The 19,084-nt window shown below is 64.8% G+C and carries 18 protein-coding genes and 1 riboswitch; of the genes, 6 read left to right on the top strand and 12 right to left on the bottom strand.

Annotation, left to right across the window (positions count from 1 at the left end):
- Nucleotides 1-67: 67 nt before the first annotated feature.
- From V9K84_RS19930 to ahcY, 4 genes are all read right to left on the bottom strand, one after another.
- Entirely contained in the window at nucleotides 68-853 is a 786-nt protein-coding gene (locus V9K84_RS19930; protein ID WP_088514692.1) for a transporter substrate-binding domain-containing protein, read from the bottom strand.
- A 48-nt stretch (nucleotides 854-901) separates the two neighbouring features.
- Nucleotides 902-1,984: a hypothetical protein gene (locus V9K84_RS19925; RefSeq protein WP_088514693.1), complete on the bottom strand. Its 1,083-nt coding sequence runs from the start codon at nucleotides 1,982-1,984 to the stop codon at nucleotides 902-904.
- Nucleotides 1,985-2,088: 104 nt separating this feature from the next.
- A complete protein-coding gene (gene metF, locus V9K84_RS19920; protein ID WP_088514694.1) occupies nucleotides 2,089-2,934 on the bottom strand; it encodes a methylenetetrahydrofolate reductase [NAD(P)H] in 846 nt (281 codons plus the stop codon).
- Between the two features lie 95 nt (nucleotides 2,935-3,029).
- A complete protein-coding gene (gene ahcY, locus V9K84_RS19915; protein WP_054915763.1) occupies nucleotides 3,030-4,439 on the bottom strand; it encodes an adenosylhomocysteinase in 1,410 nt (469 codons plus the stop codon).
- A 21-nt stretch (nucleotides 4,440-4,460) separates the two neighbouring features.
- Nucleotides 4,461-4,566: riboswitch (S-adenosyl-L-homocysteine riboswitch) on the bottom strand.
- 183 nt (nucleotides 4,567-4,749) lie between these two features.
- Here ahcY and V9K84_RS19910 point away from each other — a divergent pair.
- On the top strand, nucleotides 4,750-5,148 hold the full coding sequence (locus tag V9K84_RS19910) for a hotdog domain-containing protein (protein ID WP_043863612.1): 399 nt from the start codon (nucleotides 4,750-4,752) through the stop codon (nucleotides 5,146-5,148).
- Between the two features lie 18 nt (nucleotides 5,149-5,166).
- On the opposite strand, the gene V9K84_RS19905 is transcribed toward V9K84_RS19910, so the two are convergent.
- Complete coding sequence (locus tag V9K84_RS19905) at nucleotides 5,167-6,462, bottom strand: cation:dicarboxylase symporter family transporter (protein WP_256582819.1); 1,296 nt, start codon at nucleotides 6,460-6,462, stop codon at nucleotides 5,167-5,169.
- A gap of 45 nt (nucleotides 6,463-6,507) precedes the next feature.
- Nucleotides 6,508-6,921: a VOC family protein gene (locus tag V9K84_RS19900; RefSeq protein WP_088514695.1), complete on the bottom strand. Its 414-nt coding sequence runs from the start codon at nucleotides 6,919-6,921 to the stop codon at nucleotides 6,508-6,510.
- Between the two features lie 92 nt (nucleotides 6,922-7,013).
- Between V9K84_RS19900 and V9K84_RS19895 the strand changes: the two genes are divergently transcribed.
- Nucleotides 7,014-7,895: a LysR family transcriptional regulator gene (locus V9K84_RS19895; RefSeq protein ID WP_043863610.1), complete on the top strand. Its 882-nt coding sequence runs from the start codon at nucleotides 7,014-7,016 to the stop codon at nucleotides 7,893-7,895.
- Here the strand turns inward: V9K84_RS19895 and V9K84_RS19890 are convergent.
- Nucleotides 7,879-9,114 carry a sodium:proton antiporter gene (locus V9K84_RS19890; protein ID WP_043863609.1) on the bottom strand — a complete coding sequence of 412 codons (1,236 nt, stop codon included), beginning with the start codon at nucleotides 9,112-9,114 and terminating at the stop codon, nucleotides 7,879-7,881. The two genes, V9K84_RS19895 and V9K84_RS19890, sit on opposite strands and share 17 nt — an antisense overlap.
- Nucleotides 9,115-9,284: 170 nt before the next feature.
- Between V9K84_RS19890 and V9K84_RS19885 the strand changes: the two genes are divergently transcribed.
- Nucleotides 9,285-10,118: a DMT family transporter gene (locus tag V9K84_RS19885; protein ID WP_088514696.1), complete on the top strand. Its 834-nt coding sequence runs from the start codon at nucleotides 9,285-9,287 to the stop codon at nucleotides 10,116-10,118.
- 23 nt (nucleotides 10,119-10,141) lie between these two features.
- Nucleotides 10,142-10,528 (top strand): MAPEG family protein, encoded by a 387-nt coding sequence (locus V9K84_RS19880; RefSeq protein WP_054915760.1) that lies wholly within the window; start codon nucleotides 10,142-10,144, stop codon nucleotides 10,526-10,528.
- A gap of 1 nt (nucleotide 10,529) precedes the next feature.
- Here the strand turns inward: V9K84_RS19880 and V9K84_RS19875 are convergent, their stop codons facing one another.
- Complete coding sequence (locus V9K84_RS19875; protein ID WP_054915759.1) at nucleotides 10,530-11,687, bottom strand: MltA domain-containing protein; 1,158 nt, start codon at nucleotides 11,685-11,687, stop codon at nucleotides 10,530-10,532.
- A gap of 131 nt (nucleotides 11,688-11,818) precedes the next feature.
- On the opposite strand from V9K84_RS19875, the gene V9K84_RS19870 reads away from it, so the two are divergent.
- Nucleotides 11,819-12,262, top strand: a complete 444-nt coding sequence (locus V9K84_RS19870) for a cytochrome c (RefSeq protein WP_173925103.1) — start codon at nucleotides 11,819-11,821, stop codon at nucleotides 12,260-12,262.
- Between the two features lie 98 nt (nucleotides 12,263-12,360).
- Here V9K84_RS19870 and V9K84_RS19865 read toward each other — a convergent pair whose 3' ends face one another.
- The 4 genes from V9K84_RS19865 to V9K84_RS19850 all read right to left on the bottom strand — a co-directional run bounded on the left by V9K84_RS19865 (nucleotide 12,361) and on the right by V9K84_RS19850 (nucleotide 16,786).
- Nucleotides 12,361-12,756, bottom strand: coding sequence for a DUF1090 domain-containing protein (locus V9K84_RS19865; protein ID WP_043863604.1), 396 nt, complete (start codon nucleotides 12,754-12,756; stop codon nucleotides 12,361-12,363).
- A gap of 59 nt (nucleotides 12,757-12,815) precedes the next feature.
- Entirely contained in the window at nucleotides 12,816-14,468 is a 1,653-nt protein-coding gene (gene ligB, locus V9K84_RS19860) for an NAD-dependent DNA ligase LigB (protein WP_088514697.1), read from the bottom strand.
- 112 nt (nucleotides 14,469-14,580) lie between these two features.
- Nucleotides 14,581-15,771: a methionine adenosyltransferase gene (metK, locus tag V9K84_RS19855; protein ID WP_043863602.1), complete on the bottom strand. Its 1,191-nt coding sequence runs from the start codon at nucleotides 15,769-15,771 to the stop codon at nucleotides 14,581-14,583.
- 19 nt (nucleotides 15,772-15,790) lie between these two features.
- Nucleotides 15,791-16,786 (bottom strand): metalloregulator ArsR/SmtB family transcription factor, encoded by a 996-nt coding sequence (locus tag V9K84_RS19850; RefSeq protein ID WP_043863601.1) that lies wholly within the window; start codon nucleotides 16,784-16,786, stop codon nucleotides 15,791-15,793.
- A 257-nt stretch (nucleotides 16,787-17,043) separates the two neighbouring features.
- On the opposite strand from V9K84_RS19850, the gene tkt reads away from it, so the two are divergent.
- Entirely contained in the window at nucleotides 17,044-19,041 is a 1,998-nt protein-coding gene (gene tkt / locus V9K84_RS19845; protein ID WP_043863600.1) for a transketolase, read from the top strand.
- The last annotated feature ends 43 nt before the right edge of the window (nucleotides 19,042-19,084 follow it).

Here is a 19,084-nt window from a genome sequence, read left to right as displayed (position 1 = left end):
GATGCCTTTTGCAAGGCCGAGCGTCCGGGCGTAAGCCTGGCGGGGTTGGCGGAGTATAACAGAGCAATCAGTGCGTGCTGCGTTCCTGCTGCTCAACGGTTTGCGGAATGTTCACCTCGGCGCCTGCGTAGCGTGCGTTCAGCTCGGCATAGGCCGGCTCCTGCTTGAAGCGGCGTAGCTCCGCGGCGAAGCGTTGCGCCAGCAGGTCCATGCCGGCATTGCGGCGTACTGCCAGGAACTGGGGCTGGCGGTCGATCACCAGCCCCAGTTCGCTGACCTGCTGCTCCAGGCCCAGGCTCTTGATCACATGCCGGCCAACCCGGCGATCAGTGACCAGCAGGTCGATGCGCCCCAGTTGCAGCTTGCCCAGGTTGGCTTCCAGGGTAGGTGCCGGCTCGCGCTTGAAGTCGGGTGAATCGGCAAACGCCGGGCCGTAGGTATAGCCGGGCGCGGTGCCCACGGTCAGCCCCTTGAGGTCTTCCAGGTGCCTGATGGCGTGGGGCCGGGCGTTGGCCTGGAACAGCACGAACTCCACGTGCGACAGCGGTTCGCTGGGGTAGAACAGCTGGGCGTCGCGCTGCTCGGTCTGGAAGATGTCGAGCACGCCATCGGCCAGCCCCTGTTCGACCATCGCCAGGCAGCGCTTCCATGGCAGGAACTGCCATTGCACCTCGATGCCCAGGCGCTTGAACACCTCGGCGGTGACCTCGTAGTCGATGCCCTTGGCCTCTCCGTTTTCCTGGTACACATAGGGCGGCCAGGGGTCGGTGACGATGCGCAGCCTCTCGCCATGAGCCAGGGTACTCAGGCAGGCGAGAAACAGGGCGGCGAACAGTCGGTAAAGATCGGGCATGGCTGGAGAGTACGATGGCTGCTCGAGAATGGCCAGCGCGCCCAGGCTTCAGGCCTCGCGGCGCTGCTCCAGGTGAGCTTTCACGATCGGCAGCTGACGACCCAGGGCCAGGCGCATGCCTGGATGCCTGAACCACTGCCCGAGCTGGTTGGCGCAGGCGGGCTTGCCCTGGCGCCTCTCGACGTTCTCCAGGGCTTTTTCCCACCAGGCCTGGGCGCAGGCGCGATCGAACTCGTTGGCATAGGGATGACAGCCGTAGGCCAGCTCACGCATGAACTGACGTTGCCTTGCCGGCAGCAACAGCCCCAGCAGCTTGCAGTGCAGGCGTTGCAGCACCGGCGGGCGTGGCAGCTGTGCGGTGACCTGGGCGATATCGGCCACGGCCTGTGTCGAGAGGGGGTCGCTACCGTGCTTGTTCAGCCAGGCCTGGATCTTGGCTCGGAACAGTTGCTTGCGGCTCCAGTAGTGGTGGATCAGGTCGGGGCATTCCTGCACGTTCAAGGTGTCATGGGCGGCGACCGCCAGGCAGAACTCTTCGAGGGTATAGGCGCGCGGGGCCAGCGGATAGAACTCGTCCATCAAGGCGATGGACTGGTCGAGCAGGCCCGCGTCCTGCCGGTACAGGCCGATGACGCCCGAATTGAGCAATGGCATGCCGTCTTTGGCCAGGCCGCGTGCCTGCAGTGGGCCTGCAAGGTTTCGGTACAGTGCGCACTGCTGATCTACGCCGTATTTGCCGCCGACCGCATTGCACAGCAGTGTGCCGGGCTGCATGCGCCGGAACAGTTCGATGGGTGACTGATGGAAAAACGTGTCGGTGTCGATCAGCAGGGCGTGTTCGTGGTCCTGCAGCACCTGGCGCAGCAGCATGTGCTTGGTGCGAAAGTGATAACCGTGCGGCTCGCTCCACGCCTTGCGGGTGTCGGCATCGAGTGCATGCACCGTTACCGGCAAGTGGCGATAGGGGTGCGGGTCATCGCTGAACACCTGGATATCGAGGGGTTCCCCCGGCGTCTTGTGCAGGTTGGCCAAGGCGCTGGAGATGCTGAACTGCGCTTCCTGATGGTAAGTCTGGGCACCGAAGACAAGATAGATCAGTTGGGGACGTGCGGAAGGGGAAGCGAGGGGCATAGAAACGCGATGATCCGTATCTGGAAAGGAAAATGGAAAGGGCCTTAGCGTACGCTAAAGCCCTTACCGTTTTCGCAACTATTTATTACCGTCTTTGACAGTAATCAGCGTGGCAACTTGAGGTTGTTCCACACTGCCAGGCTGGGTTCGGCCTGGTTCAGGGTATAGAAGTGCAGCCCCGGTGCGCCGCCTTGCAGCAGTTTTTCGCACATTTCGGTGATGACCTGTTCGCCGAAGGCCTGGATGCTTTGCACATCGTCGCCATAGGCTTCCAGCTGCTTGCGGACCCAGCGAGGGATCTCGGCGCCGCACGCGTCGGAGAAGCGCGCCAGCTTGCTGTAGTTGGTGATCGGCATAATGCCGGGTACCACCGGGATGTCCACGCCCAGCTTCTGCACGCGCTCGACGAAATGGAAGTAGCAGTCGGCGTTGAAGAAGTACTGGGTGATGGCGCTGTCGGCGCCGGCCTTGACCTTGCGCACGAAATTGATCAGGTCGTCTTCGAAGTGACGGGCCTGGGGGTGCATTTCCGGGTAGGCGGCCACTTCGATGTGAAAGTGATCACCGCTTTCCTGGCGAATGAATTCGACCAGCTCGTTGGCGTAGCGCAGCTCGCCACTGGCCATGCCCATGCCCGACGGCAGGTCGCCGCGCAGGGCCACGATACGCTTGATGCCGGCGGCCTTGTACTGGGCCAGCAGGCTGCGCAGGTCGTCCTTGCTGTCGCCCACGCACGACAGGTGCGGCGCGGCCGGTACCTTCACTTCGCTTTCCAGCTGCAGCACGGTGTTGAGCGTGCGGTCGCGGGTCGAGCCACCGGCACCATAGGTGCAGGAGAAGAAGTCCGGGTTGTAGCTGGCCAGGGTGCGAGCCGTGGCGAGCAGTTTTTCATGTCCAGCGTCGGTCTTGGTCGGGAAGAACTCGAAGCTGTAACGGCGTTCCTGAGACATGGCGAAATCCTGGTAAACCGATCGTGCTGGCCAGCCGTGAGGCTGGCCACGAAAAAAGCCGGTGACGCTGTGGCAGCGTCACCGGCTTTGGCCCATCAGTAGCGGTAGGCGTCTGGTTTGAACGGGCCTTCAACAGTCACGCCGATGTAGTCGGCCTGCTGTTTGGTCAGTTGGGTTACCACGCCGCCGAAACCGCGGACCATTTCCAGGGCCACTTCTTCGTCGAGTTTTTTCGGCAGTACTTCAACGGTCAGGCGCTCGGCTTTCTGGGCAGGCGACAGGTCGGCGTACTTCTGGCCGAACAGGAAGATCTGTGCCAGTACCTGGTTGGCGAACGAACCGTCCATGATGCGGCTCGGGTGGCCGGTGGCGTTGCCCAGGTTCACCAGGCGGCCTTCGGCCAGCAGGATCAGGTAGTCGTCGTTCTGCGCGTCGAAATCGCCAGGGCCGGTACGGTGGATCTTGTGAACCTGTGGCTTGACCTCTTCCCATGCCCAGTTCTTGCGCATGAAGGCGGTGTCGATTTCGTTGTCGAAGTGACCGATGTTGCATACCACGGCGCGCTTTTTCAGGGCCTTGAGCATGTTGGCATCGCACACGTTGACGTTACCGGTGGTGGTCACGATTAGGTCGATCTTGCCCAGCAGGGCCTTGTCGACGCTGGCTTCGGTGCCGTTGTTGATACCGTCGATGAACGGCGAAACCAGCTCGAAGCCGTCCATGCAGGCTTGCATGGCGCAGATCGGGTCGACTTCCGAGACCTTGACGATCATGCCTTCCTGACGCAGCGACTGGGCCGAACCCTTGCCCACGTCACCGTAGCCGATCACCAGCGCCTGCTTGCCCGACAGCAGGTGGTCGGTGCCGCGCTTGATGGCGTCGTTGAGGCTGTGACGGCAGCCGTACTTGTTGTCGTTCTTGCTCTTGGTGACCGAGTCGTTGACGTTGATCGCCGGGATCTTCAGCTCGCCCTTGGCCAGCATGTCGAGCAGACGGTGCACACCGGTGGTGGTCTCTTCGGTCACGCCGTGAACGCGGTCCAGGACCTGCGGGTACTTCTTGTGCAGCAGCTCGGTGAGGTCGCCGCCGTCGTCGAGGATCATGTTGGCATCCCATGGCGCGCCATCCTTGAGGATGGTCTGCTCCAGGCACCACTCGTATTCCTGCTCGGTCTCGCCCTTCCAGGCGAATACCGGAATGCCGGCGGCGGCAATGGAGGCAGCGGCCTGATCCTGGGTGGAGAAGATGTTGCACGACGACCAGCGCACTTCGGCGCCCAGCGCGACGAGCGTTTCGATCAGCACGGCGGTCTGGATGGTCATGTGGATGCAGCCGAGGATTTTTGCACCCTTGAGCGGCTGTTCAGCGGCGTACTTGCGGCGCAGACCCATCAGGGCCGGCATTTCGGACTCGGCGATGATGGTTTCGCGGCGGCCCCAGGCAGCCAGGGACATGTCGGCGACTTTGTAGTCGGTAAAATCTGCAGGCGTGTTTACAGCGCTCATCAAGAGCCTCCATTCGTAGTGTGCGAATGGGCGCCGTTGTGCGTTTAGTGCCCGTGCGGGGAACCCCGTGCAGGCAACGCCCCATCCGAGCCTGACAGGAGAACCTGCTGCAGCGCCCCTCGGACAGGTGGCGGGAACGGCATCGAGTGGTGATGACCGTCTGTGAAGCGTTGGCGATTATAGCTGCGCCCGCGCATCGGCCCAAGGCTTTCTGTCAATTAATCGAGACGATAGTCGATGTTCAATGGAGGCCGCCGGCAGGCTCTGCCATCATTGTCGGCATCGATTGGCAAGACGGTCAGGAGTACGCATGAACTTTCACACCCGCAAATGGGTAAAACCCGAAGACCTCAACCCCAACGGCACCCTGTTCGGTGGCAGCCTGTTGCGCTGGATCGACGAAGAGGCGGCGATCTACGCGATCGTGCAACTGGGCAACCAGCGTGTGGTGACCAAGTACATCTCGGAGATCAACTTCGTCAGCGCCTCGCGCCAGGGCGACATCATCGAGCTGGGCATCACCGCCACCGAATTCGGCCGCACCTCCATCACCCTCAAATGCGAAGTGCGCAACAAGATCACCCGCAAGAGCATCCTCACCGTCGACAAGATGGTCTTCGTCAACCTGGGTGAGGACGGCTTGCCGGCACCCCATGGGCGTACCGAGATCAAGTTCATCAAGGATCAGTTCGATACCTCGGTGGAATGACGGCGGTAGCTGCACAGTTCAAGCTTTAAGCTTCAAGTCAGGGGCAGCGGGGCTGGCGGGGGCGGTTTGGCCAGGTGCCTTGAGCTGGCCCTCCCAGCGTGCGATCACCAGTGGCGCCAGCGCGTTACCCAGCACGTTGAGTGCAGTGACCGGCATGTCCATCAGCCGATACACCCCGGCGATGATCGCCACGCCCTCGACCGGCAGCCCTGCCGCGGTCAGCGTGGCGGTGAGGATGATGAACATGAAGCCCGGCACCCCCGCCGCACCCTTGGAGGTCAGCACCATGATCAGCACCAGCATCGCCTGGTCAGCCAGGCCCAGGTCGATGCCATAGGCCTGGGCGATGAACAGCGTGCCAAGCGCTGCGAACAGCGACGCGCCATCGAGGTTGAATGAATACCCCAACGGAATGACCATGCTGGTGATCGGGCGTGGCGCGCCGTAGCGCTCCATCTTCTCGATCAGTTGCGGCATCACCGTGGCCGAGGCGGCGCTGCTGTAGGCCAGCAGCAACTCGCTGCGTATCTCGCGCAACAGGTGGAAGAACCGCACCCCCGCCAGCCTGGCCACCGCCCCCAGCACGCACAGCGCAAACAGCAGCACCGCCACGTAGGTAATGCCGATCAGCTTGGCCAGTGGCAGCAGTGCGCTCAGGCCGAAGCTGGCAACGGTGACGCCGATCAGCCCGAAGATGCCGATGGGTGAGTAGTGCATCACCAGGTGGGTGACCTTGAACATGGTGTCCGATACGCCCTGCATCACGCTGATCAACGGTGCCTTCTGCTGCTGGGGCAGCATCGACAGGGCGCAGCCGAACAGGATGGCGAAGAACAGCACCGACAGCAGCTTGCCCTCGGCCATGGCCAGCACGATGTTGTCCGGCACGATGGCCACCAGGGTGCGCCCCAGGTTCTGCGTCTCGGTGCTGGATGCCAGCGTGGTGACCGGTGCCTGCAGCGTGCTGCTGAAGTCCGCGCCGGCGCCGGGCTGGAACACGTTGCCGACCACCAGCCCGAACAGGATCGCGATGCTGGTGATGGTGAAGAAGTACACGAACGTCTTCATCCCGACCCGGCCCAGGGCGCGCGTGCTGCCGGCGCCGGCGATGCCGACGGTCATGCAGGCGAACACCAGCGGTACCACGATCATCTTCATCAGCTTGATGAACAGGTCGCCGGCCGGCTGCAGCAGATTGTCGATGAACCAGGCCTTGTGCTCGGGGAACTGGTTGAGAAGGATGCCGACGATCACGCCGGCGACCAGGCCGATCATGATGCGCGTGACCAGGCTGGAAGGTGTGCGAATGCCCATGGGGTGCCCCTTGTTGTTGTGGTTGTGGGGAGTGCGGAGGGTGCGTTACTGCGCGAACAGGCCGGCGAAATCCTTGAAGCCCTTGACCTCGATCGGATTGCCGCTGGGGTCGAGGAAGAACATCGTGCGTTGTTCGCCCGGCTCGCCCACAAAGCGCACCACCGGCGGGATCTCGAATGCCAGGCCGCGCCGGGTGAGGCGCACGGCCAGGGTCATCCACTCGTCCAGTGGCAGTACCACGCCGATATGCGGCATCAGTACCTTGTGCGCGCCAACCTGCCCGGTACGGGTGGTGGCGAACGGCGTGCCCAGGTGCAACGAGAGCTGGTTGCCGAAGAAGTCGAAGTCGACCCAGGTCGCGGTGCTGCGCCCTTCGGTGCAGCCCAGAACATCTCGATAAAAAATACGCGCCTGTTCCAGGTCGCAAACGTGGTATGCAGCGTGAAAGGGTCTGTTCATGGCGTATCCCCCGTGTGGTTGAGCGTTGAGGGTAAGTAGGCCGTGTGACGGGGTAAAACGGCTTTGCCTTGCTCTGAGCGAAAGAAAAACTTATGGATGTGCGCTTTCTGAAAAGCCTGGTGGCAGTGGTGGAAACCGGCTCGATTGCTGCGGCCGCGCGTCGCGAGAACCGCACGGCAGCGGCGATCAGCCAGCGCGTGCAGGCGCTGGAACGCACACTGGGCTGCACCTTGCTGCTGCGTACTGCGCATGCCATCCGCCCCTCGGACCAGTGCCTGCTGCTGTTGCCCAGGATCCAGGCGATCATCGAGCAGGCGCGTGAACTGCAGCACGACCTGAGCCAGGACGGATTGACGGGGGACGTCAGGGTGGGCGCGGTGTCGACGGCGTTGACCGGGGTATTGCCGGGGCTTATCGAGCGTCTGGCGCGATCGGCGCCGGGGCTCAAGCTGCAGATCACCCCGGGTGATTCGCGCAGCCTGTACGAGAAGGTGCTCGGCGGCGAACTGGATGCCGCGATTCTGGTGCGCCCGCCCTTCACGCTGCCCAAGGCACTGGCGCTGCAGGTGCTCAAGGTCGAGCCGCTGATTCTGATAGCGCCGGCTGCACAGGCCGCGCTGACCCCCGATACGCTGCTGCGCGAGCACCCGTTCATTCGCTATGACGCACAGTCGTGGGGCGGGCAGATCGCCCAGCGCTACCTGGATGAGCAACTGATCACGCCACAGTTGCTGTGCGAGCTGGATGCGCTGGAAACCATCGTGATGCTGGTGGCCCAGGGCATGGGGGTATCGTTGGTGCCGCAATGGGCCGGCATGCCCCATGAGGGCATCTGTGCCTGGCCGCTGGGCGATGACCCGCGCCATGCGCGGGCACTGGTGGTGCTGCACGGCTCGACGCCGCGCCGGCCAGTGGCGATGCGGCATCTGCTGGGGCTGCTGGGCAGCCCCTCGCCGGTCAAGGCTGCTCGGTAACCCCGCGCACCACGCGACCGATGCTCAGGCCCTGCAGCAGGATCGACGACAGCACCACGATGTAGGTGATGCTCAGCAGCAGGTCACGTTCGGGACCCGATGGCAGCGACAGCGCCAGGGCCACGGACACACCGCCGCGCAGGCCGCCCCAGGTGAGCACGCGGATGGTGCCGCGCGGCACCGTTCTCCAGCGGCGCAGCATGACGATCGCCGGCGCCACGGTCAGCAGGCGCGACAGCAGGATCGCCACTGCCAGCACCCCGGCCGCAGCCAGGTGCATCCACGAGAACGGCAGCAGCAACAGCTCCAGGCCGATCAGCGCGAACAGCAGCGCGTTGAGCATGTCGTCGATCAGTTCCCAGAAGCCGTCCATGTAGCGCCGGGTCATGTCGTTCATAGCCAGGTTGCGACCCAGGTTGCCGATGATCAGGCCCGCTACCACCATCGCGATGGGCGCCGAGACGTGCAGTTCGTAGGCTGCGGCCGAGCCGCCGATCACCAGCGCCAGGGTCAGCATGACCTCCACCTGGTACTGCTCGATGCTCTTGATCATGCGGTAGGTGACGTAGCCGATCACCGCGCCGAACAGCGCGCCGCCGATGGCCTCGCGGGCGAACAGGATCGCGGTGTCGCTCACGCTCGGGGTCTCGCCCAGTTGTGCGATGCCCAGCAGCACGGTGAACACCACGACCGCGGTGCCGTCGTTGAACAGCGACTCGCCGACGATGGTGGTCTTCAGCGGCTTGGACGCATTGGCGGTACGCAGGGCGCCGAGCACCGCGATCGGGTCGGTGGGCGAGATCAGTGCGCCGAACAGCAGGCAGTACAGCAGGTTCACGTGCCAGCCGAACAGGGCGAAGATCCAGTGCGCCAGGTAGCCGATCACCACGGTGGCGATCAGCACGCCGACGGTGGCCAGCAGGCCGATCGGCCAGCGGTAGTCGCGCAGGTCGGCCAGGTTCACGTGCAGCGCCCCGGCGAACAGCAGGAACGCCAGCATCCAGTGCATCAGCAGGTCGTTGAAGTCGATCTGGCTCATCAGGCCCTGCACCCGTTCTTCCAGGCCCGGGTAGCCGATGACGCTCAGGCCCTGGAGGATCAGGGAAAACAGCAGTGCAGTGACCATCACGCCAATGGTCGGCGGCAGGCCGATAAAGCGGTAGTTCACATAGGTGAGGAGGGTGGTGAGGCAAATAAACGCGGCAACTAGCTCAAGCATCCTAGGTCCTGTAATGGCTTCCAAGTCAGTGCCCGAATGGCTCGGGCAGGGCTTGGATGCGCCGGCGCGAGGTTCAGGACACACTTTTTCGATCAACGTTGACCGCAGGCTGGCTGTTTTGTTGCGCCTGGTTGAAACTGCGCAGCCGTGCACTACCCAGGAACTCAACCGTGCTCGCCACTTCGCTGGTGCTGATCGCCGCCCTGCTGCATGCCACCTGGAACACCCTGATCAAGTTCAGCGGCGAGCGTCTGCTGGTGATTGCCAGCATGGACGTGGTGGCGCTGCTGTTCGCCCTGGCGATGGTGGCGTTCGTGCAGGTACCGCCGCCCGAGATCTGGCCGTGGATGCTGGCCTCGGCGGCGTTCGAGCTGTTGTACCGCTACCTGCTGATCAAGGCCTACCGGGTCGGCGACCTGGGCCTGGTCTACCCCCTGATGCGCGGGTTGTCGCCGCTGGTGGTGCTGGCGCTGACCCTGACCTTTGCCGGCGAGACGCTGAGCACCCAGCAGATCTTCGGCATTCTGCTGATCCCGTGCGGCATGGTCTGCCTGCTGTGGCAGGGCGGTGGCGGCGAACGTCTGCCCTGGTCGATGCTGCCGGTGGTGGCGCTGATCGGCCTGTGCATCGGCTGCTACACCTGGCTCGACGGCAGCGCGATCCGGCTGTGGTCGCAGCCGCTGGACTACCTGGTGTGGCTGACGCTGATCAGCGCCTGGCCGTTCCCGTTGCTGGCGACGGTGGCCCGGCGCGCGCCGTTTGTGCAGTTCTGGCGCAGCCAGTGGAAGCTGGGCCTGGCCGTGGGGTTGTGCGTGCTGTCCAGCTACGCGCTGGTACTGTGGGCCATGCAACTGGGCTCGGTGGCCGAGGCTGCGGCGCTGCGCGAGGTGAGCGTGATCCTGGTGGTGCTGATGGGCATGCGCTACCTCAAAGAACCTTTCGGCGGGCCGAGGCTCTTAGCTTGTGCACTGGTACTGATCGGCATGCTGATCATGAAACTCTGACCCCAACAACAAGGACCCCTGCCATGACCGTCGCTTTCTGGTGTGTATTGATCGCGTTGCTGCTGCCGTTCGTGTGCACCAGCATCGCCAAGTTCGGCAGTGGTCGCTTCAGCCTGCGACAGAACCATGACCCGCGCGGTTTTCTGGACAAGCTCGAAGGCCTGCCGCGCCGCGCCCATGCGGCGCAGCTCAACAGTTTCGAGTCGATTCCGGCGTTCGTCGCGGCGGTGGTGATCGCCGACATCGTCGGCAATGCCGAGCAGGTCACCCAGGACGTGCTGGCGGTGCTCTACATCACCAGCCGCCTGCTCTACATCATCTGCTACCTGGCCGACTGGGCCGCGCTGCGCTCGGTGGTGTGGTTCGCGGGCATCGGCCTGATCGTCAGCTTCTTCGTGGTCTCGGCCTGAGCTACTTGCCTTCCACCTGCGGCACCACCGGCAGTGCCGCGCCCTTGGGCCACAGCAGCCAGATCTGACCCTGCTGCTTCATGTCCCCGGCCAGAGCGCCGGCCTCGCTGCCGGTACCCCAGAACAGATCGGCGCGCACTTCGCCGGTGATGGCCCCGCCGGTGTCCTGCGCGGCCACCGGGCGTACCACCGGCGCGCCGTCCGGGCGGGTGGTCGACAGCCACAGCAGGCTGCCCAGCGGGATCACCTTGCGGTCGATGGCCACGCTGTAGCCGGCGGTCAGCGGCACGTTCAGCGAACCGCGCGGGCCTTCGTTGCTGTCCGGGCGAGTGCTGAAGAACACGTAGCTGGGGTTGCTGGCCAGCAGCTCGGGCACGCGGCTCGGGTTGGCCTGGGCCCAGGCGTGGATGCTGCCCATGGTCACGTCTTCCTTCTTGAGCTGGCCCTGCTCGACCAGCCAGCGGCCCACCGGGCGATACGGGTGGCCGTTCTGGTCGGCATAGCCCACGCGCAGCTGCTGCCCACTTTCGAGCTGGATGCGCCCGGAGCCCTGGATCTGCAGAAACTGCAGGTCCATCGGGTCGGTCAGCCAGGCCAGCACCGGCGCCTTGACGCCTTGCTGCTGGATCACCCCGGCGGTGTCGTAGGGCTTGAGCACGCGCCCGTCCAGGCGACCGCGCAGGCGCTTGCCCTTGAGTTCGGGGTAGATGCTGTCGAGCGCCACCACCACCAGGTCATCGGGGATGCCATACACCGGCACGTTGGCCGTGGCGGTACGGGTCATGCTGCCGGGGTACACCGGTTCGTAGTAGCCGGTGATCAGGCCGTTGGCGTTGTTTTCGGCCGAGCGCAGGCCGTACACCTCGAGCTGCGTCTGCAAAAAGCCACGCACCTGGGTGGCGTCGTCGGGCACCTGCACCGCAGCAGCGCAGGGGGTGGCCCAGACCGGATCGTTCTTGAGGCGCTCGCACGCGCTGCGCCAGGCATTGAAGCCGGCCAGCAGGTCGCTGTCGGAGACCTTGGGCAGGTCTTTCCAGGTGGCGGGGCTGTAGGTGGCGAGCGGGTGCGGTGCGGATTTATCCGGGGCGCTGCCGTTGCAGCCGACCAGCAGGGCCAGCAGCGCGGCGGTCAGGCCAAGGCGGCTCAGGGCGGTTTTCATGCGGGGTAGTCCTCTACGGTGTGCCTGGCGTTCAGGGCGGCCAGGCAACCCTTGTTTTTGGTAGGGGTATTGGTGTTTGCCGGCAAGGCGGGGATACTGGCCGCCTTTTTCCGTGTGCCGAGCCAAGCATGATGTTCAAGCGAATGACTGTGATCCTGGTGGCCTGCCTGGCCCTGAGCGCCTGTGGCGGTGTCGACCCCAACTCGCCGTTGGGCCAGCGCAAGGCGATTTTCAAGCAGATGCTCAAGACCAGCGAAGACCTCGGCGGCATGCTGCGTGGCCGGCTCGCGTTCGACGGGCAGAAATTTGCCGATGGTGCGGTGAAGCTCGACGCGTTGTCGCACCAGCCGTGGCAGCATTTCCCGCAGGTGCGCGAGGAGGACAGCAGCGCCACGCCCGATGTGTGGCAAAAGCAGGCGCGCTTCCAGGAGCTGGCGCGGCAGATGGAGCAGGTGACCGGCGAGCTGGTCGCCCAGACCCGTACCCAGCCATTGGAGCCTGCGGCGGTCGCGGCCCCGATGGGCAAGGTGGAAGCGGCGTGCAAGGCCTGTCATACCGAGTTTCGCAATCATTGATGGGGTGAGCTGGCCGGCCTTTTCGCCGCAGGGCCGGCTCCTACAGGTGGCGCGCTGTACGTAGGAGCCGGCCTTGCCGGCGAAGGGTTCAACGCGGACTACTTCTCCAGCTCATCCAGTGCCTGTTGCAGTTCCTTCTTCGACTCGGCCAGTTTGTCCTTGCGCTTGTTGATCTTGTCGGCGTCGCCTTTCTTCATGGCCTTGTCCAGGTCCTTGGTGCGCTGCGTCACTTCATGACGGGCATCCAGCACCTTCTGTTCACGCTGTTTCTTCAGGCCGGCATCGGTGCAGTGCTCGGTCACTTCGCTCAGGGCCTTCTCGAGGCCGGCCTGCTGGGCGCTGTTGCCGTGGGCGCGGGCCTGTTCGATCTGTTCGCTGATCGCCTGCTTCTTGGCAGCGCAGCCGGTCAGGCCGGGTTGTTCCTCGGCAGCCATCAGCGAAGTGGCGAGCAACGAGCAGGCGGCGAACAGGGCAAGCGGGGAAAGCAGTTTCATAGTGGCTCCGTGGTCGCGGGCTTGGCAGAAACACATGATGCTGCCCTGATCCGACAAATTTAGAAACCCTCGATTGTATGTTCACGTAACCGCGCCGCCAGGGCCTGCACCTGCGGGTGAGCGAAAAAGGCCAGCAACTGGCCGGCACGGTGGGCACCCACGCCGGGCTCGGCCTGCCATTGCGCCGCATCGCGGGCAGCCAGTGCGGCCCAGGTGTCCCCCGCTGCCAACGTACGCGGGGCCGGCATACCCAGGGCCCGCGCCCAGGTGGCAAAGGGTCGCTGACGGGCCTGTTCGAGGGCGGGGTACAACGGATGTTCGGCGGGCAGTTCCAGCACATCGGCCAGTGTGCGCAACTGGCCGGCGTCGACCAGGCGCTCCCAGCTGGCCGGCCCGGCACCTGGGAGTGCCAGGCCCTGCTTGCCGCCCAGCCATTGCAACCTGGCCAGGAACTGCGGACGACACCCGGCGCTCAGCTCCCAGCAGCTCAACGGATGAAACGTATCGGCCGCCGGTACCTCCATCTCGCGCCGTTCGAGGGCGCGGTGCACCACGCCGTCCAGACGGGGAATGGTCAGGCCTGCCAGGCTGATCGCCACCTGATCGCCCGGGCGAATGTCCAGTTGCTGCCAGCGACTTAGCGAGCCCACGCTGACCTGGCGCACCGTGCGGTCATCCAACTGCACCGGTGCCAGTTGCAGCACCGGGGTGATGCGACCGGTGCGCCCCACGTTGAACTGCACGCGTCGCACCTCTGCCAGCACCTGGGCGAAGGGGTATTTCCATGCCGCTATCCAGTACGGCGCCCGGGCCTGCCAGCGCTCGCCGGGCGGACGCCGGCCCTGGCGCAGCACCACGCCGTCGCTGGCGAATGGCAGTGGCGTGCGGTACCAGTGCTGGCGCCAGTGGGCGGCCTGGTCGAAGGTCTGCACCGGCTGGCTGAACGCCTCGCTGTAGGCAAAGCCCAGGGCGCTCAGGCGTGCCAGGCGCTCGCGCTGGTCCAGGGGGCCCTGCGGCCAGGCCCAGGCGAACAGCTCGACCACCGCGCCCTGCGCGGGGGTGAGCTGCTTGCGCGCCATCAGCCCGGCGACGTTGCCGCGGGCATTCCGGCTGCCCGCTGCGGCCTGCACATGCCCGTCCAGGCGCCAGAACAGCTCGCCTTGCAGTATCAGGTCCAGAGGTTCGGGCAACGTGTGGGGTAGGGCGCCCAGTGCCGGCAGGTGGCGGCTCCAGTCATGCCCGTAGGCGCCGTCGCCGCGGCTGATCAGGCGCACCAGCCGGCCCTTTGCATAGACCAGCGTGGCGGCCACGCCATCCACCTTGGGTTGTACCCAGAGGTCCTGCTTGCCGTGCATCCAGGCGCGCACGGCGGCTTCGTCGGGCAACTTGTTCAGGCCGGTGTGGGGGATGGGGTGGCGCAACGGGCCGGTGGCGGTTCCGAGCGGGTCTGCGGGGGGCGCACCGGTGCCGGGGAAGCAGGCTTGCAAGTGTTGCAGGCGCGCCCGGCTCTGGTCGTAGAGCTCGTCGCTGATCAACGCGACGCCCAGGCGATGGTAATGATCGTCCCAGTCGGCCAGGCGCTCGCCCAGCTGCTTGAGTTCGCTTTGCGCCACTGCCGGTGGCCAGTCGGGGCAGGGCCGGGCGAGGGCGGTGGCTGGGGTACAGACGAGCGTGCTGGCGAACAGCAGGCCGGACAACAGCTTGAAGGGCATGGCGAGCGTCCTTGCTCGGCGGGTGGAACTTCAAGCCTAGGCAAGAAAAAGCCCCTGCCAGTCGCCTGGCAGGGGCTCTTGTTTACCGGGTGTTGCTTGTACCGGGTGTTGCTTACAGCCCGGCGGCCGCGCGCAGCGCGTCGACACGGTCGGTGCGTTCCCAGGTGAACGTGGTGAAGGTGTCGTCGCCCACGGTCTTGACCTGCGGGGTGCGGCCGAAGTGACCGTAGGCTGCGGTTTCCTGGTACATCGGGTGCAGCAGGTCGAGCATGGTGGTGATCGCATACGGACGCAGGTCGAAACACTCGCGCACGATCTGGATGATCTTCTCGTCGGCAACCTTGCCGGTGCCGAAGGTGTTCAGCGAGATCGAGGTCGGCTGGGCCACGCCGATGGCGTACGACACCTGGATTTCGCAGCGCTCGGCCAGGCCAGCGGCAACGATGTTCTTGGCCACGTAGCGACCGGCATAGGCGGCCGAACGGTCAACCTTGGACGGGTCCTTGCCGGAGAAAGCGCCCCCCCCGTGACGGGCCATGCCGCCGTAGGTGTCGACGATGATCTTGCGGCCGGTCAGGCCGCAGTCGCCCACCGGGCCACCGATGATGAAGTTGCCGGTGGGGTTGATGTGGAACTGGGTGTCCTTGTGCAGCAGCTCGGCCGGCAGCACGTGCTTGACGATCAGCTCCATCACGCCTTCGCGCAGGTCGGCGTAGGACACGTCCGGGTTGTGCTGGGTGGACAGCACGATGGCGTCGATGCCAACCACCTTGCCGCCTTCGTAGCGGCAGGTGACCTGGGACTTGGCGTCCGGGCGCAGCCACGGCAACAGGCCGGACTTGCGCGCTTCGGCCTGACGCTGCACCAGCTGGTGCGAGAAGCTGATCGGGGCTGGCATCAGCTCCGGGGTTTCGTTGCTGGCGTAGCCGAACATCAGGCCCTGGTCGCCCGCGCCCTGGTCTTCAGGCTTGCTGCGGTCAACGCCCTGGGCGATGTCTACCGACTGCTTGCCGATGATGTTCATCACCGCGCAGGTGGCGCCATCGAAACCGACGTCGGAGCTGTTGTAGCCGATGTCGACGATCACGTTGCGCACGATGTCTTCGAGGTCGACCCAGGCCGAAGTGGTCACTTCGCCGGCGATGATGGCCACACCGGTTTTCACCAGGGTCTCGCACGCCACGCGGGCGAACTTGTCTTCGGCGATGATGGCGTCGAGCACCGCATCCGAAATCTGGTCGGCGATTTTATCCGGATGCCCTTCAGACACGGACTCGGAGGTGAAAAGGGAGTATTCGCTCATCTCGACGGGTTCCTAAAATTTACCGATGGTGAGTGTCGCCAGGTGGTCGCTGAAAGTGGCGAACCTGAATCTGGAAACCATTACGTAAGCCCACATAGAGGCTGTCCTCGGGAACCAGCCCCGCGGCGCTGGCCCAACGGGCCAAATCATCCTGTTCAAAGCCCAGCCAGAGATCGCCGCACGCCTGGCGCGCCCAGCTCTGGTCGTGGCTGCACAGTTCTGTTACCAACAGGCTTCCGCCTGGTCTGACACGCTTGGCCAGGTGCCCGAGGGCCTGGGCAGGCTCGCTGAAATGGTGCAGCACCATGTTCAGCACCACGCAGTCGGCCTGTACATCCGTTGCATGCAGGGCATCGGCCAACAGCAGGGTTACGTTAGCCAGGCGCTCGCGCTGGCACACCTGGCGCGCCAGCTCGAGCATGGTCGGGCTGTTGTCCAGGGCGGTGACGTGGGTGAAGCGCCGCGCCAGTTCGGGCAGAAACTCGCCATCGCCGGGGCCGACCTCCAGGGCGCTGGCCAGCGGGTCGAAGCTGAGCTTGTCGAGCAGCGCCAGCAGGCTTTCGCGGTACTGCGCCAGGCCGGCGATCAGGTCCTGCTGGGCGCGGAACTTCTCTTCCACACGCAGGAAGAAGTCCTGGCTGGTGGCGGCCCGGCGCACCTGCACCTGGCCGATGCGCGCCTGCACCTCGGCCGGCAGTTCCAGCGCGTCGACCTCCTCCAGCAGCGCCCCGTGCAGCTTGCCGCCCAGGCGCTGGCTGTCGGGCAGTGCGCGGCGATAGAAGATCGCGTTGCCTTCGCGCCGGGTGGCCACCAGGTCGGCCTGGGCCAGTACCTTGAGATGGTGGCTCATGCCCGACTGGCCGATGGCGAAGATCTGCGCCAGCTCCAGCACCCCGAACGAATCGCTGGCCAGCGCGCGCAGCACGTTCAGCCGCAGCGGGTCGCCGCCGGCCTTGCACAGGGCAGCCAGCGCGTCGCTTTGCTCGGGGTCGATGGAGGGGGCGTGAAGGTTCATGGGCGGCAGTCTAGTCAGCGTGCAGCGGCCTCGCAAGTTCTATATCAAAAAGTTTTGATATTGCTCGATGGGCGGGCCCGGCCCGGCATGGCAGGCGACAATTTCTGCCGTTTTGTCGGCGCAACACGGGATTAGTCGCTCAATCGCACTAAAAACGTCCCTCATCGACCATCCGTGATTGCCCCCGGGCACGTGCCTGGGCGAAAATGGCCGCCTTTTTCCGTTCGTTAATATTCAAGCCCCCCAGGAGACAAGCGATGCCCAGCCGTCGTGAGCGTGCCAACGCCATTCGTGCCCTCAGCATGGATGCCGTGCAAAAAGCCAACAGCGGCCATCCCGGTGCCCCGATGGGCATGGCGGATATCGCCGAGGTTCTTTGGCGTGACTTCTTGAAGCACAACCCGAGCAACCCGCACTTCGCCGACCGTGACCGCTTCGTGCTGTCCAACGGCCACGGCTCGATGCTGATCTACTCGCTGCTGCACCTGACCGGCTACGACCTGTCGATCGACGACCTCAAGGCGTTCCGTCAACTGCACAGCCGCACCCCGGGCCACCCGGAATTCGGCTACACCCCAGGCGTCGAGACCACCACCGGCCCGCTGGGCCAGGGTCTGGCCAACGCCGTGGGCTTTGCCCTGGCCGAAAAAGTGCTGGGCGCCCAGTTCAACCGTCCAGGCCACGACGTCGTCGACCACCACACCTATGTGTTCCTGGGTGATGGCTGCATGATGGAAGGCATTTCCCACGAAGTTGCTGCACTGGCCGGTACCCTGGGCCTGGGCAAGCTGATCGCCTTCTACGACGACAACGGTATCTCCATCGACGGCGAAGTCGAAGGCTGGTTCACCGACGACACGCCGAAGCGTTTCGAAGCCTACCACTGGCAGGTGATCCGCAATGTCGACGGTCACGACCCAGAAGAGATCAAGACCGCCATCGAGACCGCGCGCAAGAGCGCGCAGCCGACCCTGATCTGCTGCAAGACCACCATCGGCTTCGGTTCGCCGAACAAGGGCGGCAAGGAAGACTGCCACGGCGCGCCACTGGGCGATGCCGAAATCGCCCTGACCCGCCAGGCCCTGAACTGGAACCACGGCCCGTTCGAAATCCCGGCCGACATCTATGCCGAGTGGGATGCCAAGCAGGCCGGCGCCGCCGCCGAAGCCGCCTGGGACCAGCGCTTTGCTGCCTACGCTGCAGCCTTCCCTGAACTGGCCAGCGAACTCAAGCGTCGCCTGAGCGGCGAACTGCCAGCCGACTTCGCCGAGAAGGCTGCCGCCTACATCGCCGAAGTGGACGCCAAGGGCGAAAGCATCGCCAGCCGCAAGGCCAGCCAGAACACCCTGAACGCCTTCGGCCCGCTGCTGCCGGAGTTCCTCGGTGGCTCGGCGGACCTCGCCGGCTCCAACCTGACCCTGTGGAAAGGTTGCAAGGGCGTCAGCGCCGAAGATGCCAGCGGCAACTACATGTACTACGGCGTGCGCGAGTTCGGCATGACCGCCATCATGAACGGCGTTGCCCTGCACGGCGGCCTGGTGCCTTACGGCGCGACCTTCCTGATGTTCATGGAATACGCCCGCAATGCCGTGCGCATGTCGGCCCTGATGAAACAGCGCGTGATCCACGTCTACACCCACGACTCCATCGGCCTGGGCGAAGACGGCCCGACTCACCAGCCGATCGAGCAGCTGACCAGCCTGCGTACCACGCCGAACCTGGACACCTGGCGTCCGGCCGACGCGGTCGAATCGGCCGTGAGCTGGAAGCACGCCCTGGAGCGCAAGGACGGCCCTTCGGCGCTGATCTTCTCGCGTCAGAACCTGCAGCACCAAACCCGCGACGCCGGCCAGATCGCCGACATCAGCCGTGGTGGCTACGTGCTCAAGGACTGCGCAGGCGAGCCTGAGCTGATCCTGATCGCCACCGGTTCCGAAGTGGGCCTGGCAGTGCAGGCGTTCGACAAGCTGACCGAGCAGGGCCGCAAGGTGCGCGTGGTATCGATGCCATGCACCAGCGTGTTCGATGCCCAGGACGCCAGCTACAAGCAGTCGGTTCTGCCACTGCAGGTGGGCGCGCGGATTGCCATCGAAGCTGCCCACGCCGACTTCTGGTACAAGTACGTGGGCCTGGAAGGCCGCGTCATCGGCATGACCACCTACGGTGAGTCGGCGCCGGCTTCGGCACTGTTCGAAGAGTTCGGCTTCACCCTGGAAAACATCCTGGGTACGGCTGAAGAGCTGCTGGAAGACTGATGTAGAACGCCTGTAGGGGCTGCGCTGTCTGCTTCGCCGGCAA

The organism is Pseudomonas sp. AE27 (assembly GCF_037113495.1).
GTDB classification, from domain to species: Bacteria; Pseudomonadota; Gammaproteobacteria; order Pseudomonadales; family Pseudomonadaceae; genus Aquipseudomonas; species Aquipseudomonas palmensis.
This window is presented reverse-complemented; position numbering and strand designations above follow the sequence as displayed.

Coding starts and splice junctions, on each gene's coding strand:
- ligB (WP_088514697.1), bottom strand. CDS start 14,468: ATGCCCTTCAAGCTGTTGTCCGGCCTGCTGTTCGCCAGCACGCTCGTC.
- metF (WP_088514694.1), bottom strand. CDS start 2,934: ATGTCTCAGGAACGCCGTTACAGCTTCGAGTTCTTCCCGACCAAGACC.
- ahcY (WP_054915763.1), bottom strand. CDS start 4,439: ATGAGCGCTGTAAACACGCCTGCAGATTTTACCGACTACAAAGTCGCC.
- V9K84_RS19890 (WP_043863609.1), bottom strand. CDS start 9,114: ATGCTTGAGCTAGTTGCCGCGTTTATTTGCCTCACCACCCTCCTCACC.
- V9K84_RS19930 (WP_088514692.1), bottom strand. CDS start 853: ATGCCCGATCTTTACCGACTGTTCGCCGCCCTGTTTCTCGCCTGCCTG.
- V9K84_RS19850 (WP_043863601.1), bottom strand. CDS start 16,786: ATGAACCTTCACGCCCCCTCCATCGACCCCGAGCAAAGCGACGCGCTG.
- V9K84_RS19870 (WP_173925103.1), top strand. CDS start 11,819: ATGTTCAAGCGAATGACTGTGATCCTGGTGGCCTGCCTGGCCCTGAGC.
- V9K84_RS19900 (WP_088514695.1), bottom strand. CDS start 6,921: ATGAACAGACCCTTTCACGCTGCATACCACGTTTGCGACCTGGAACAG.
- metK (WP_043863602.1), bottom strand. CDS start 15,771: ATGAGCGAATACTCCCTTTTCACCTCCGAGTCCGTGTCTGAAGGGCAT.
- V9K84_RS19875 (WP_054915759.1), bottom strand. CDS start 11,687: ATGAAAACCGCCCTGAGCCGCCTTGGCCTGACCGCCGCGCTGCTGGCC.
- V9K84_RS19910 (WP_043863612.1), top strand. CDS start 4,750: ATGAACTTTCACACCCGCAAATGGGTAAAACCCGAAGACCTCAACCCC.
- V9K84_RS19895 (WP_043863610.1), top strand. CDS start 7,014: ATGGATGTGCGCTTTCTGAAAAGCCTGGTGGCAGTGGTGGAAACCGGC.
- V9K84_RS19905 (WP_256582819.1), bottom strand. CDS start 6,462: ATGGGCATTCGCACACCTTCCAGCCTGGTCACGCGCATCATGATCGGC.
- V9K84_RS19925 (WP_088514693.1), bottom strand. CDS start 1,984: ATGCCCCTCGCTTCCCCTTCCGCACGTCCCCAACTGATCTATCTTGTC.
- V9K84_RS19865 (WP_043863604.1), bottom strand. CDS start 12,756: ATGAAACTGCTTTCCCCGCTTGCCCTGTTCGCCGCCTGCTCGTTGCTC.
- tkt (WP_043863600.1), top strand. CDS start 17,044: ATGCCCAGCCGTCGTGAGCGTGCCAACGCCATTCGTGCCCTCAGCATG.
- V9K84_RS19880 (WP_054915760.1), top strand. CDS start 10,142: ATGACCGTCGCTTTCTGGTGTGTATTGATCGCGTTGCTGCTGCCGTTC.